The 14,351-nt window shown below is 56.1% G+C and carries 14 protein-coding genes; 12 read left to right on the top strand and 2 right to left on the bottom strand.

Annotation, left to right across the window (positions count from 1 at the left end; translation table 11 throughout):
• Window positions 1-5: 5 nt before the first annotated feature.
• From G163CM_RS09615 to G163CM_RS09645, 7 genes are all read left to right on the top strand, one after another.
• Complete coding sequence (locus tag G163CM_RS09615; protein ID WP_015965128.1) at window positions 6-905, top strand: LysO family transporter; 900 nt, start codon at window positions 6-8, stop codon at window positions 903-905.
• Window positions 906-1,051: 146 nt separating this feature from the next.
• Window positions 1,052-2,704 carry a hydroxylamine reductase gene (gene hcp, locus G163CM_RS09620; RefSeq protein ID WP_231827850.1) on the top strand — a complete coding sequence of 551 codons (1,653 nt, stop codon included), beginning with the start codon at window positions 1,052-1,054 and terminating at the stop codon, window positions 2,702-2,704.
• A 10-nt stretch (window positions 2,705-2,714) separates the two neighbouring features.
• Window positions 2,715-3,683 carry an NADH oxidoreductase gene (gene hcr, locus G163CM_RS09625; RefSeq protein ID WP_231827851.1) on the top strand — a complete coding sequence of 323 codons (969 nt, stop codon included), beginning with the start codon at window positions 2,715-2,717 and terminating at the stop codon, window positions 3,681-3,683.
• A 160-nt stretch (window positions 3,684-3,843) separates the two neighbouring features.
• Window positions 3,844-5,562, top strand: a complete 1,719-nt coding sequence (gene poxB / locus G163CM_RS09630; protein WP_231827852.1) for a ubiquinone-dependent pyruvate dehydrogenase — start codon at window positions 3,844-3,846, stop codon at window positions 5,560-5,562.
• A 36-nt stretch (window positions 5,563-5,598) separates the two neighbouring features.
• Window positions 5,599-6,600 (top strand): low-specificity L-threonine aldolase, encoded by a 1,002-nt coding sequence (gene ltaE / locus G163CM_RS09635; RefSeq protein WP_231827853.1) that lies wholly within the window; start codon window positions 5,599-5,601, stop codon window positions 6,598-6,600.
• Window positions 6,601-6,610: 10 nt separating this feature from the next.
• Entirely contained in the window at window positions 6,611-8,053 is a 1,443-nt protein-coding gene (locus G163CM_RS09640) for an SDR family oxidoreductase (RefSeq protein ID WP_231827854.1), read from the top strand.
• 85 nt (window positions 8,054-8,138) lie between these two features.
• The gene (locus tag G163CM_RS09645) at window positions 8,139-9,158 is read left to right on the top strand and encodes an NAD-dependent epimerase/dehydratase family protein (RefSeq protein ID WP_231827855.1); all 1,020 of its coding nucleotides are present in this window, start codon (window positions 8,139-8,141) and stop codon (window positions 9,156-9,158) included.
• 77 nt (window positions 9,159-9,235) lie between these two features.
• Here G163CM_RS09645 and G163CM_RS09650 read toward each other — a convergent pair whose 3' ends face one another.
• Window positions 9,236-10,066, bottom strand: a complete 831-nt coding sequence (locus tag G163CM_RS09650) for an N-acetylmuramoyl-L-alanine amidase (protein ID WP_231827856.1) — start codon at window positions 10,064-10,066, stop codon at window positions 9,236-9,238.
• Window positions 10,063-10,386 (bottom strand): heavy metal-binding domain-containing protein, encoded by a 324-nt coding sequence (locus G163CM_RS09655; RefSeq protein ID WP_015965136.1) that lies wholly within the window; start codon window positions 10,384-10,386, stop codon window positions 10,063-10,065. Before G163CM_RS09655 ends, G163CM_RS09650 begins: the two co-directional genes overlap by 4 nt.
• 181 nt (window positions 10,387-10,567) lie before the next feature.
• On the opposite strand from G163CM_RS09655, the gene G163CM_RS09660 reads away from it, so the two are divergent.
• From G163CM_RS09660 to artM, 5 genes are all read left to right on the top strand, one after another.
• Window positions 10,568-11,083: a lipoprotein gene (locus G163CM_RS09660; protein ID WP_041686281.1), complete on the top strand. Its 516-nt coding sequence runs from the start codon at window positions 10,568-10,570 to the stop codon at window positions 11,081-11,083.
• A 362-nt stretch (window positions 11,084-11,445) separates the two neighbouring features.
• Window positions 11,446-12,174 (top strand): arginine ABC transporter ATP-binding protein ArtP, encoded by a 729-nt coding sequence (artP, locus tag G163CM_RS09665; protein ID WP_015965138.1) that lies wholly within the window; start codon window positions 11,446-11,448, stop codon window positions 12,172-12,174.
• 20 nt (window positions 12,175-12,194) lie between these two features.
• Window positions 12,195-12,926 (top strand): arginine ABC transporter substrate-binding protein ArtI, encoded by a 732-nt coding sequence (artI, locus tag G163CM_RS09670; RefSeq protein ID WP_041686492.1) that lies wholly within the window; start codon window positions 12,195-12,197, stop codon window positions 12,924-12,926.
• 6 nt (window positions 12,927-12,932) lie between these two features.
• A complete protein-coding gene (gene artQ / locus G163CM_RS09675; RefSeq protein ID WP_015965140.1) occupies window positions 12,933-13,649 on the top strand; it encodes an arginine ABC transporter permease ArtQ in 717 nt (238 codons plus the stop codon).
• Window positions 13,649-14,317: an arginine ABC transporter permease ArtM gene (artM, locus tag G163CM_RS09680; protein ID WP_231827857.1), complete on the top strand. Its 669-nt coding sequence runs from the start codon at window positions 13,649-13,651 to the stop codon at window positions 14,315-14,317. The genes artQ and artM overlap by 1 nt, the downstream gene beginning before the upstream one ends.
• Window positions 14,318-14,351 lie beyond the last annotated feature (34 nt).

The following is a 14,351-nucleotide window of genomic DNA, read 5'->3' on the forward strand; positions in this document are numbered from 1 at the left end:
CGCTCATGTTGTCGGGACTGCTGATCATTCTCGTACCCCTGATTCTGGGTTACCTGATCCCCCTCACCCATCGCCCCACGCTTCAGCTGATTAATCGACTGCTTAGCTGGATTGTTTACGTGATTCTCTTTTTGATGGGCGTGAGCCTGGCGTTTCTCGATAATCTGGCCAGCAATCTGTTGGCTATTTTCTACTATTCCTCTATCAGTATTGTGGTTATTTTACTGTGTAATATTGCAGCACTTTTCTGGCTCGAAAAGTCTCTACCCTGGCGTCACCATCATCAGCAGGAAAAATTACCTTCACGCCTGGCGATGGCGCTGGAATCATTAAAACTGTGCTTTGTGGTGGTCGGTGGATTTGTCCTGGGTTTAACTGGTCTCTCATTTTTACAACATGCGACTGCCGCCAGTGAATATACGCTAATTTTCCTTTTGTTCCTTGTGGGTATTCAACTGCGCAATAGCGGAATGACGCTAAAACAGATTGTCCTCAATCGCCGTGGGATGATTATTTCCGTGGTGGTGATGGTGAGTTCTTTAATTGGCGGAGCGATTAATTCCCTGATCCTCGGTCTGCCGTTAAAAACCGGGCTGGCGATGGCGTCCGGATTTGGCTGGTACTCCCTTTCCGGCATTATGACCACCGATGCTTTTGGCCCGGTGATTGGCAGCGCCACTTTCTTTAACGATCTGGCGCGCGAACTCATTGCGATTATGCTCATTCCGGCGCTGGTGCAGCGTAGTCGTTCTACGGCACTCGGTTTGTGCGGTGCGACGTCAATGGACTTCACGCTCCCCGTTCTCCAGCGCTCCGGCGGCGTGGAAATGGTGCCACCCGCCATCGTTCACGGCTTTGTGTTGAGCCTGCTGGTTCCCCTGCTGATGGCCTTCTTCACCGCCTGACTACCCCCATGGCGGTAGCCTTCGCTGCCGCCAAAATTGCGCTAAATCAACCTCCCTTTAACTAGCCATAAAAACCGCTTTTCAAGCACATGGCACAGGCTTACCCTTAAACATGTATATTAAATATAACTTTAAAAGGTGTGACCATGTTTTGTGTGCAATGTGAACAAACCATCCGTACTCCGGCAGGAAACGGCTGCGCGTACTCGCAGGGTATGTGCGGTAAAACCGCCGAAACGTCCGATCTTCAGGACCTGTTGATTGCCGCTCTGCAAGGCCTCTCCGCCTGGGCGGTGAAAGCGCGTGAATACGGCATTATCGATCATGCGATTGATAACTTTGCGCCGCGCGCCTTCTTCTCCACGCTGACCAACGTTAACTTCGATTCCCCGCGCATCGTGGCGTATGCCCGCGAAGCGATTGCCCTTCGCGAAGCGCTGAAAGCGCAGGTGCTGAGTGCCAATCCGGCAGCGACCGTGACCAACCCGATGGCTGACCTGCAACTGGCGAGCGACGACCTGGGCGCACTGCAACAGCAGGCTGCCGAATTTACACCGAACAAAGACAAAGCCGCGATTGGCGAGAATATCCTCGGCCTGCGTCTGCTGTGCCTGTACGGCCTGAAAGGTGCGGCAGCTTACATGGAGCACGCGCACGTTCTCGGTCAGTACGACAACGACATCTACGCGCAGTACCACAAAATCATGGCATGGCTGGGTACCTGGCCTTCCGATATGAACGCTCTGCTGGAGTGCTCAATGGAAATCGGCCAGATGAACTTCAAAGTAATGAGCATTCTGGACGCCGGTGAAACCACCAAATATGGCCACCCGACGCCGACTCAGGTCAACGTCAAAGCAACCGAAGGGAAATGTATTCTGATTTCCGGTCACGACCTGAAAGATCTCTACAATCTGCTGGAACAAACCGAAGGCACCGGCGTTAACGTCTATACCCACGGTGAAATGCTGCCGGCACACGGCTACCCGGAACTGCGTAAATTCAAACACCTGATCGGCAACTACGGCAGCGGCTGGCAGAATCAGCAGGTGGAATTCGCCCGCTTCCCTGGCCCGATCGTGATGACCTCTAACTGCATCATCGACCCAACCGTTGGCGCATACGATGACCGTATCTGGACCCGCAGCATCGTCGGTTGGCCGGGCGTGAGCCACCTCGAAGGCGACAACTTCGGCCCGGTTATCGCGCAGGCGCAGCAAATGGCGGGCTTCCCGTACAGCGAAATCCCACACCTGATCACCGTTGGTTTCGGTCGCCAGACGCTGCTGGGCGCTGCAGATACCCTGATTGATCTGGTGAGCCGTGAAAAACTGCGTCACATCTTCCTGGTCGGCGGTTGCGATGGCGCGCGCGGCGAACGTAACTACTTCACCGATTTCGCCACCAGCGTGCCGGATGATTGCCTGATCCTGACCCTGGCGTGCGGGAAATATCGCTTCAACAAACTGGACTTCGGCGATATCGAAGGTCTGCCGCGTCTGGTGGATGCCGGTCAGTGTAACGATGCGTACTCCGCAATTATCCTGGCGGTAACGCTGGCGGAAAAACTGGGCTGTGGCGTCAATGACCTGCCGCTCTCTCTGGTGCTCTCCTGGTTCGAACAGAAAGCGATTGTGATTCTGCTGACTCTGCTGTCGCTCGGCGTGAAAAACATCGTTACTGGCCCAACCGCACCGGGCTTCTTCACGCCGGACCTGCTGGCAATCCTCAACGAGAAGTTTGGTCTGCGTTCGGTGACCACCGTTGAAGAAGATATGAAGCAGCTGCTGAGCGCGTAAGGAGTAAACGATGACGATGCCAACCCCTCAATGTCCGTGGCGGATGCAGGTCCACCACATCCACCAGGAAACGCCGGATGTGTGGACGCTGTCGCTGCTGTGCCACGACTACTATCCGTACCGCCCTGGCCAGCATGCGCTGGTGAGCGTGGGTAACTCTGCCGACACCCTGCGCGCGTATACCCTCTCGTCGACGCCGGGCGTGAGCGAATACATTACGCTGACCGTTCGTCGTATTGACGATGGCACAGGCTCCCAGTGGCTGACCCGCGATGTCAAACGCGGCGATTACATCTGGCTGTCTGATGCGATGGGCGAGTTTACCTGTGACAATGAGCCGAACGACCGTTTCCTGCTGCTGGCAGCCGGTTGCGGGGTGACGCCGATCATGTCGATGCGTCGCTGGTTGGCAAAATATCGCCCGCAGGCTGACGTGCAGGTTATCTTCAACATTCGCTCGCCGCAGGATGTGATTTTCGCTGATGAATGGCGTAACTACCCGGTCACGCTGGTGGCGGAAAATAATGCCACCCACGGGTTTGTCTCTGGCCGTTTAAGCCGCGAACTGCTGCAAAGCGTGCCGGATATTGCCTCTCGCACCGTGATGACCTGCGGCCCCGCGCCGTACATGGAGATGGTGGAAAAAGAGGTGAAAGCGCTCGGCGTGACCCGCTTCTTTAAAGAGAAGTTCTTCACGCCAGTGGCTGACGCCGTTAACAGCGGGCTGAAATTCACCAAACTGCAACCGGCGCAGGAATTCTACGGCCCGGTAGGCACGACGCTTTTGGAAGCAATGGAAAGCAACAAGGTGCCGGTACAGGCGGCCTGTCGCGCAGGCGTATGCGGTTGCTGCAAAACCAAAGTGGTGTCTGGCGATTACACCGTCACCAGCACCATGACGCTTAGCGAACAGGAAATCGCCGACGGCTACGTGCTGGCATGCTCTTGTCATCCGCAGGGTGATTTAGTGCTGGCGTAAGTCTGGCTTGCAGACCAATAAACAGAAACGGCCATCGGAAACGGTGGCCGTTTTTTTGTGCTCGACATAAAACCATACAAATCAAAGGGAAAATAAAAAGCACAACCGCCATCTTTGACTAAACTTGTTAGCGATATCACATTTCAGGAGATGGAAAACCATGAAGCAAACCGTTGCCGCTTACATTGCCAAAACCCTTGAACAGGCTGGCGTTAAACGCATCTGGGGCGTCACCGGAGACTCGTTAAACGGTCTGAGTGACAGCCTCAACAGAATGGGCACTATCGACTGGATGCCCACCCGCCACGAAGAAGTCGCCGCCTTTGCCGCAGGCGCAGAAGCGCAACTTACGGGCGAACTCGCCGTCTGCGCCGGGTCATGCGGGCCAGGTAACCTGCATTTAATCAACGGCTTGTTTGATTGCCACCGCAACCACGTGCCGGTGCTGGCGATTGCCGCACATATTCCGTCGAGCGAAATCGGCAGCGGCTATTTCCAGGAAACACATCCGCAAGAACTTTTCCGCGAATGCAGCCACTACTGCGAACTGGTTTCGTCACCCGAACAAATTCCTCAAGTGCTGGCCATTGCTATGCGCAAAGCGGTGCTTAATCGCGGCGTATCGGTGGTTGTGCTTCCGGGCGACGTGGCGCTGAAAGCCGCGCCAGAAAGCGCCAGCAGCCACTGGTATCACGCCCCGCTTCCGGTGGTGACACCCGCTGAAGAAGAACTCGATAAACTGGCGCAACTGCTGCGCTACTCCAGCAATATCGCCTTCCTGTGCGGCAGCGGCTGTGCCGGGGCGCATAAAGAGCTGGTCGAATTCGCGGCCAGGCTGAAAGCGCCGATTGTTCACGCCCTGCGCGGTAAAGAGCACGTCGAGTACGACAACCCTTACGATGTGGGCATGACCGGGCTGATTGGCTTCTCATCGGGCTTCCACGCTATGATGAACGCCGACACGCTGATCCTGCTCGGCACACAGTTCCCGTATCGCCCGTTCTACCCAACAGATGCCAAAATCATCCAGATTGATATTAACCCCGCCAGCATTGGCGCGCACAGTAAGGTTGATATGGCGCTGGTTGGCGATATTAAATCGACACTCCGCGCCCTGCTGCCGAAGCTGGAAGAGAAAACCGATCGCCGCTTCCTCGATAAAGCGCTGGAGCACTATCGCGATGCGCGCAAAGGCCTTGATGACCTCGCCAACCCCAGCGATAAAGCCATTCACCCGCAATATCTGGCGCAGCAAATCAGCCATTTCGCTGCCGATGATGCCATCTTCACCTGCGATGTCGGCACACCAACCGTCTGGGCCGCGCGTTATCTGAAAATGAACGGCAAGCGCCGCCTGATCGGTTCGTTTAACCACGGTTCGATGGCAAACGCTATGCCGCAGGCGCTGGGCGCACAGGCAACTCACCCAGGCCGCCAGGTGGTGGCGATGTGCGGCGACGGTGGCTTCAGCATGCTGATGGGCGATTTTCTCTCCGTTGTGCAGATGAAACTGCCGGTGAAGATTTTCGTCTTTAACAACAGCGTACTCGGCTTTGTGGCGATGGAAATGAAAGCGGGCGGTTACCTCACCGACGGCACCGAGCTGCACGACACTAACTTCGCCCGTATCGCCGAAGCCTGCGGTATTCCGGGTATCCGCGTGGAAAAATCGGCTGACGTCGATGAAGCCATTCAGAAAGCGTTCAGTATCGACGGCCCGGTGCTGGTCGATGTGGTGGTCGCCAAAGAAGAGCTGGCGATGCCGCCGCAGATTAAACTGGAGCAGGCCAAAGGCTTCAGCCTCTATATGCTGCGCGCCATTATTAACGGGCGAGGCGATGAAGTGATGGAACTGGCGAAAACCAACTGGCTCAGGTAAAACTATCGACATTCTCCTCAGTTACAAGGAAATGTCATGATCGATTTACGCAGTGATACCGTTACCCGGCCGAGCCGTGCCATGCTCGAAGAGATGATGGTCGCCCCGGTCGGGGATGACGTTTATGGCGACGACCCTACCGTCAATGAACTCCAGCGCTACGCTGCCGGTCTTGCCGGAAAGGACGCCGCCCTCTTTTTACCCACCGGCACCCAGGCGAACCTGGTGGCGCTGCTCAGCCACTGCGAGCGCGGCGAGGAGTACATCGTCGGTCAGGGCGCGCATAACTATCTGTATGAAGCAGGTGGTGCTGCGGTGCTGGGTAGTATTCAGCCGCAGCCGATTGACGCCGCTGCAGATGGCACACTGCCGCTCGATAAAGTCGCGGCGAAAATTAAAGCCGATGATATTCACTTTGCACGCACCAAACTGCTGAGCATTGAAAACACCCATAACGGCAAAGTGCTGCCGCGCGACTATCTGCGCCAGGCGTGGGAATTCACCCGCGAGCGCAAGCTGGGGCTACACGTCGACGGCGCGCGCATTTTCAACGCCGTGGTGGAATACGGCTGTGAACTGAAAGAGATCGCACAGTATTGCGATTCGTTCACTATTTGTCTCTCGAAAGGTCTCGGCACGCCCGTCGGTTCATTGCTGGTCGGCAGTCATGACTACATCAAGCGTGCGACGCGCTGGCGTAAAATGACCGGCGGCGGAATGCGTCAGGCCGGGATTCTGGCCGCCGCCGGGCTTTATGCGTTGAAAAATAACGTCGCACGTTTGCAGGACGATCACGACAATGCTGCCTGGCTGGCAGAGCAACTGCGAGAAATCGGCGCGGACGTGATGCGCCATGACACCAACATGCTGTTTGTCCGCGTGGGCGACGCGCAGGCTGCGGCGCTGGGCGCGTATATGCGTGAACGTGATGTGCTGATTAACGCCTCGCCGGTAGTGCGTCTGGTGACGCATCTCGACGTCAGCCGTGAGCAACTCAGTGACGTGGTCAGCCACTGGAAAGCGTTTTTAGCCCAATAAGGAGAGTGACGTGCCGCAAACCGTTTTAGTCCTCGGTGCAAGTGGGTATATCGGCCAGCATCTGGTGGCGGAACTGAGCGCGCGCGGCTATACCGTGCGGGCGGCGGCACGGCATATCGAACGTCTGGAAAAGCAGCAGCTTCCCGGCGTGAGCTGTCATTCGCTCGATCTGGAATGGCCCGTTACCCTTCCCGCCCTGCTTGAGGGCGTGGAGACGCTCTATTACCTGGTGCACGGCATGGGCGAAAGCCGTGATTTTCTCGCCCATGAGCGTCAGGTAGCGCTGAACGTGCGCGATGCGCTTCGTCAGGTTCCGGTTAAGCAGATTATCTTTTTAAGCTCATTACAGGCCCCCGCACACGAACAATCGGAGCATCTGCGCGCTCGTCAGGCGACCGGAGATATTCTGCGTGAAGCGGGCATTCCGCTGACCGAACTGCGCGCCGGGATCATCGTCGGCGCGGGCTCTGCCGCTTTCGAAGTGATGCGCGATATGGTTTACAACCTGCCCGTGCTGACGCCGCCGCGCTGGGTGCGCTCGCGCACGACGCCGATTGCGCTGGAAAACCTGCTGGTCTATCTGGCGGGGTTGCTGGAGCATCCGGCCTCCGAGCATCGCGTCTTAGAAGCGGCGGGCCCGGAAGAGCTGACCTATCAGCAGCAGTTTGAGCACTTTATGGCGGTGAGCGGCCGACATCGCCCATTAATCCCTATCCCTTTCCCGACAAGCTGGATCTCAGTGTGGTTCTTAAATGTGATCACCTCTGTGCCGCCAACGATTGCAAAAGCGCTGATCCAGGGCTTAAAGCACGATCTTCTGGCTGACGATCGCGATCTTCGCGCGTTGATCCCGCAAAAATTGATTACGTTTGATGAAGCCGTGCGCCAGACGCTGGAAGAGGAAAAGAAGCTGGTGAACTCTAGTGACTGGGGCTACGACGAACATGCGTTTGCCCGCTGGCGGCCCGAATACGGCTATTTCGCCAAACAGGCGGGTTATACGGTAAAAACCCCGGCAAGCCTGGCGGCACTGTGGCAGGTGGTGAATCGACTGGGCGGTCGCGAAGGCTATTTCTTTGGCAATATTCTGTGGAAGACCCGTGCAGCGATGGATTTACTGGTGGGTCATAAACTGGCGAAAGGCCGCCCGGCGCACGCGCGGCTGAAAACGGGTGATAATGTCGATAGCTGGAAAGTGATTATCGTCGAGCCGGAGAAACAACTCTCACTGCTGTTTGGTATGAAAGCGCCGGGTTTGGGGCGACTCAGTTTTACGCTGGTGGATAAAGGCGACCATCGTGAACTTGACGTTCGCGCCTGGTGGCATCCACACGGTATGCCAGGATTACTCTACTGGCTGTTAATGATCCCCGCGCATCTGTTCATTTTTCGCGGTATGGCGCGGCGAATTGCCAGGCTTGCAGAAGAAATCACGGGCAAAAAAGAGGCATAAGCTCATTTCTTCTTAGTTTCCCATTGCATGAGAGTGAAATTCACGGAAAAATGCGCACGAAATTCTTTTTATACAGTGGATTGATATGAAGGTACTGGTTACCGGCGCGACCAGCGGGCTCGGCAGAAATGCCGTCGAGTATTTGCGCAACAAGGGCATCAGCGTCAGAGCGAGCGGTCGCAATGAGGCGATGGGCAAACTGCTGGAGAAAATGGGTGCGGAGTTCGTCCACGCCGATTTAACGGAACTGGTCTCTTCTCAGGCAAAGGTGATGCTCGCCGGTGTCGACACGCTGTGGCACTGCTCCAGTTTTACGTCTCCGTGGGGAACCCAGGAAGCGTTTGACCTCGCTAACGTGCGCGCCACGCGCCGTCTGGGCGAATGGGCCGTGGCCTGGGGCGTGCGCAACTTTATTCATATCTCTTCCCCATCGCTCTATTTCGATTATCACCACCATCGCGATATCAAAGAAGATTTTCGTCCGCACCGCTTTGCCTGCGAATTTGCCCGCAGCAAGGCGGCAGGTGAAGAAGTCGTGCAACTGCTGGCGCAGGCTAACCCGAACACGCGCTTTACCATTCTGCGTCCGCAAAGCATTTTTGGGCCGCACGATAAAGTGTTTATCCCGCGTCTGGCGCAAATGATGCACCACTATGGCAGCGTGCTGCTGCCGCGCGGCGGCCATGCGATGGTCGATATGACCTATTACGAAAACGTGGTGCATGCCATGTGGCTGGCAAGCCAGCCGCAGTGCGACGGCCTGCCTTCTGGCCGCGCGTATAACATCACCAACGATGAACCGCGCACCCTGCGCAGCATCGTTGAGCGTTTAATTGACGAGCTGGATATCAAGTGCCGGATCCGTTCCGTGCCCTACCCGATGCTGGATATGGTGGCGCGCAGCATGGAACGCTTTGGCAATAAATCTGCCAAAGAGCCTGCTCTCACCCATTATGGCGTTTCGAAGCTGAACTTTGATTTCACGCTGGATATCACCCGCGCGAAAGAAGAGCTGGGTTACGCGCCGATTGTGACGCTGAACGAAGGTATCGTGCGCACCGCCGAGTGGCTGGAAGATCACGGGAAGCTGCACCGCCAGAAGTGAAAATGCCCGATGGCGCATCGGGCCTGCAACGTGCAGTAAATGTAGGCCGGGCAAGCGCAGCCCCCCCGGCAAAACCATCACCCCTGCCCATATTTCTCCAGCAACGCTTCCGCTATCGCCTGAGTTTGCGCATCTGCTACGCCGTTCCACAACGCCGGACGGAAGTGCATCTGGAACGCCATAATTACCCTTTTCTGCTGCGCTGGCGTCATATCCGGCGTCACTTCGTAACCGTAGCGCGACAACAGATCGAGCAACCCGGCGGTATCAACGGGCTGATACGGCGAGCGTCCGTTCAGGTAAAACGCGACCCGTTGCGAATCCGGCCAGGCACCAATACCCTGCGCGGCAAGCTGCTGCCACGGGAAAAGTGGGCCGGGGTCATCTTTGCGCTGCGGGGCGATATCCGCGTGCGCCACCACGTTCTGCGGCTGGATGTCGTATCGGGCGATAATATCTTTCGCCAGCGGGATCAGCGCCTCAATTTGCGAGGGTGAGAACGGCGCAAAATGCTTCACGTCCGCCGTTTTCTGCCAGCCGCGATTCTCAAGCTCAATACCCACGGAAGTATCGTTAATTCGCGTTGCGCCGCGCCAGAAGCTGATACCGGCGTGCCAGGCGAGTTTATCTTCCGGCACTAGCTGCCAGATGCGCGGTTTCCCGTTGTGCACGGGCGGCACGTCAGGAATGAGATAATGCGAACTGACGTGTTTATCGGTGAGCGTCGCCAGAGAGACGTCAAAGTCATCCGCCGTGTAGTGAATCACCAGCACTTTCACACGCGGATACGCGGCCTGCGCCGGGTGACGGGTATCAAGCTGATACCCGGTTTTGTCTATCACGCCCTTTTCGCCCGCGCAGCCCACCAGCAGCCCCGCGAGTAAAGCCAGCGTCAGGAAGCGTTTCATCGGCGCGTTTTCACCGCTGTACCGCTGACGCTCACCATCAGCATGCTGCTGTCTTTGCCGACGGTTTCATAATCGATGTCGATGCCGACAATGGCGTCTGCGCCCAGCGCTTTTGCCTGCTCGCCCAGCTCCTGAAACGCGATTTCACGCGCTTTACGCAGCTCTTTTTCATAGGCACCGGAACGACCGCCCACAATGTCGCGAATGCCGGCGAAGAAATCGCGGAAGATATTGGCACCGAGAATCGCCTCACCGGTGACCACGCCGCAATATTCCACAATGGTCTGGCCTTCCAGCGTCGGGGTGGTTGAGAATTGCATCGTTGTACTCCTTCTTTTAACGTTCAATGCCTTAGCGCAAACTGTCCTCTCCCATTATCGGACCGATGCGCTATGCTTGGAAAGGGATTCCATCATAATCGTATACACAAATCCTTCAGACTGCATCGGACAAACGACACGTTTGAAGGAGGATGTGTTGAGCTGCTTAAAAGGAAAAATTATGCGCTACTCCACTCTTGCACTCCTTCTCCCTGGCGTCATGCTGCTGAGCGCCTGTACCACCGTGACGCCAGCCTTTAAAGATATTGGTACACGAAGCGGGCCCTGCGTGGAAGGCGGGCCGGACGCCGTGGCACAAAAGTTTTACGATTATCGCATTCAGCACCGTAATAATGACCTCGCGGCGCTGCGCCCTTACCTGAGCGACGATCTGGCGAAAGTGCTAAATGACAGCCGCAGTGATGCCAGCCATAGCGCCCTGCTGCAGTCCGATCCGTTCTCCAGCCGCACCACGCCGGCAGACAGCGCCACCGTCGCCAGTGCATCGACCATCCCTAATACCGATGCGCGCAATATTCCTCTGCGCGTCAGCCTCAAACAGGGCACGCAAAGCTGGCAGGACGAAGTGCTGATGATCCGCGAAGGCCAGTGCTGGGCCATTGATGATGTGCGTTACCTTGGCGGCAGCGTACATGCGCCAGCCGGTACGCTGCGCCAGTCGTTGGAAAAACGCTAACCCTCCCGTGCATCAACCGTCACATGGGTAAATTGTCTGGCATTCCGTGAGGAATGCCGACATTTCTGCCTCCCGCCTCGCCCACCCAACATTTTGTGCTAACTTTAAGTGTAACGCTGGTTTATATTTAAGTTTTAACGCACAAATATTGCATAACTATTCTGTCAAAGGTACTATTTGCGGCCTCAATTGCTGAAAACCTTCGAGAATTTAGCAACATTTTCGTTACATAATGAGCGGGCAAAGCCGGGTTGAGCAGAAGGTTATTCTGCCTAAGCCTCCGGATACCGCAGCAACTGAGTGAGCCGCTGAACGCACGTTCAGGGTAAGTACCTACAGCTAACGCATCTTGACGAGTATCGATGAGCATTAAATTAAACGGCATTAACTGCTTCTACGGCGCGCACCAGGCGCTGTTCGACATCACGCTTGAGTGCCCGCAGGGTGAAACACTGGTACTGCTGGGGCCAAGCGGCGCGGGTAAGAGCTCGCTGCTGCGCGTGCTGAATCTCCTTGAGATGCCGCGCTCCGGCACGCTGAACATCGCCGGTAATCACTTTGATTTCGCGAAAGCGCCGTCGGATAAAGCCATTCGCGAACTGCGTCAGAACGTCGGTATGGTGTTCCAGCAGTACAACCTCTGGCCGCATCTCACCGTTGTGCAAAACCTGATTGAAGCGCCCTGCCGCGTGCTGGGCCTGAGTAAAGAAAACGCGATGGCGCGCGCCGAGAAACTGCTCGAGCGTTTACGCCTGAAGCCTTACAGCGATCGTTATCCGCTGCACCTTTCGGGTGGTCAGCAACAGCGTGTGGCGATTGCCCGCGCGCTGATGATGGAACCGCAGGTTCTGCTGTTTGATGAACCGACCGCGGCCCTCGACCCGGAAATCACCGCCCAGATCGTCAGCATTATTCGCGAACTGGCGGAAACCAACATTACACAGGTGATCGTCACTCACGAAGTGGAAGTGGCGCGTAAAACCGCCAGCCGCGTGGTGTATATGGAAAACGGCTATATCGTCGAACAGGGCGATAACAGCTGCTTCACCCAGCCACAGACTGAAGCGTTTAAGAATTACCTTTCTCACTGAAGAGACCCGGGACAATGACCATGAAAAAAGTACTGATTGCCGCACTTCTCGCAAGCGTAAGCCTTTCTGCTGGCGCAGCTCAGACCATCCGTTTCGCGACCGAAGCGTCCTACCCTCCGTTCGAATCGATGGATGCGAACAACAAGATTGTGGGTTTTGACGTCGACCTGGCGAACGCGCTGTGTAAAGAGATCGATGCCACCTGCACCTTCTCCAACCAGTCTTTCGATAGCCTGATCCCGAGCCTGAAATTCCGTCGCGTTGACGCGGTAATGGCCGGGATGGACATCACGCCAGAGCGTGAAAAACAGGTTCTCTTCACCACTCCGTACTATGACAACTCAGCGCTGTTTATTGGCCAGCAGGGTAAAGTCGCCAGCATTGATGCGCTGAAAGGCAAGAAAGTGGGCGTGCAGAACGGCACCACTCACCAGAAATTCATCATGGATAAACACCCGGAAATCACCACCGTGCCTTACGATAGCTACCAGAATGCGAAGCTGGATCTGCAAAACGGTCGTATTGATGCGGTCTTCGGTGATTCTGCGGTGGTGAACGAATGGCTGAAAGCCAACGACAAACTGGCGGCCATAGGCGATAAAGTGACGGATAAAGACTACTTCGGCACCGGCCTTGGCATCGCGGTTCGTCAGGGCAACACCGAGCTGCAGCAGAAATTCAACGCAGCCCTGGAAAAAGTGAAAAAAGATGGCACTTATCAAACCATCTATAGCAAATGGTTCCAGAAGTAAGATCTGATGAACGAATTTTTTCCATTAGCAAGCGCCGCCGGGATGACCGTCGGCCTTGCCGTTTGTGCTCTGGTTATCGGGCTGGCGCTGGCGATGTTCTTCGCGGTATGGGAGTCTGCAAAATGGCGTCCTGTCGCGTGGATTGGCTCGGCTATCGTGACCATTTTGCGTGGGCTGCCGGAAATTCTGGTGGTCCTGTTTATCTATTTCGGTTCCTCACAGCTGCTGCTGATGCTGTCGGACGGCTTCACGCTTAACCTTGGCGTGGTACAAATTCCGGTGCAGATGCAGATCGAAAACTTCGACGTTAGCCCGTTCCTGTGCGGCGTGATTGCGCTGTCGCTGCTTTATGCGGCCTATGCCTCGCAAACCCTGCGCGGCGCGCTGAAAGCGGTGCCGATTGGACAATGGGAATCCGGCCAGGCGCTGGGGCTGTCGAAAGCGGCGATTTTCTTCCGTCTGGTGATGCCGCAAATGTGGCGTCATGCGCTGCCGGGGCTTGGTAACCAGTGGCTGGTGCTGCTGAAAGATACCGCGCTGGTGTCGCTGATTAGCGTGAACGATTTAATGCTGCAAACCAAAAGTATCGCCACGCGTACGCAGGAGCCGTTTACCTGGTACATCGTCGCGGCGGCGATTTATCTGGTGATCACCCTCCTCAGCCAGTACATCCTCAAACGCATTGACCTGCGTACCACTCGCTTCGAACGGAGACCAGGCTGATGCTCGAGTATTTACCGGAACTGATGAAAGGGCTGCACACCAGCCTGACGCTGACCGTGGCGTCAATTGCGGTGGCGCTGATCCTGTCGCTGATTTTTACCATCATCCTGACGCTGAAAACGCCGGTGCTGGTCTGGATCGTACGCGGTTATATCACCCTGTTTACCGGCACGCCGCTGCTGGTGCAGATCTTCCTGATTTACTACGGTCCGGGCCAGTTCCCGTCGTTGCAGGATTATCCGGGGCTGTGGCATTTACTTTCTGAACCGTGGCTGTGCGCGTTAATCGCCCTGTCGCTGAACAGCGCCGCGTATACCACTCAGTTGTTCTACGGGGCGATCCGCGCCATTCCTGATGGGCAATGGCAATCCTGTAGCGCGTTGGGAATGAGCAAGAAAGATACGCTGGCGATTCTGCTGCCGTACGCGCTGAAACGCGCACTCTCTTCCTACTCGAACGAAGTGGTGCTGGTCTTCAAAAGTACTTCTCTGGCCTACACCATCACGCTGATGGAAGTGATGGGCCACGGGCAGTTGCTGTATGGTCGCACCTACGACGTGATGGTCTTTGGCGCGGCGGGCGTAGTCTATCTTATCGTCAACGGTCTGCTGACGTTGCTGATGCGTCTGATTGAGCGTAAAGCACTGGCATTCGAGCGCAGAAATTGATGGCGGTGATTGCATAAAGGCACAATCATAGAGC

Origin of the sequence: Pseudocitrobacter corydidari (genome assembly GCF_021172065.1) — a bacterium.
GTDB lineage: Bacteria > Pseudomonadota > Gammaproteobacteria > Enterobacterales > Enterobacteriaceae > Pseudocitrobacter > Pseudocitrobacter corydidari.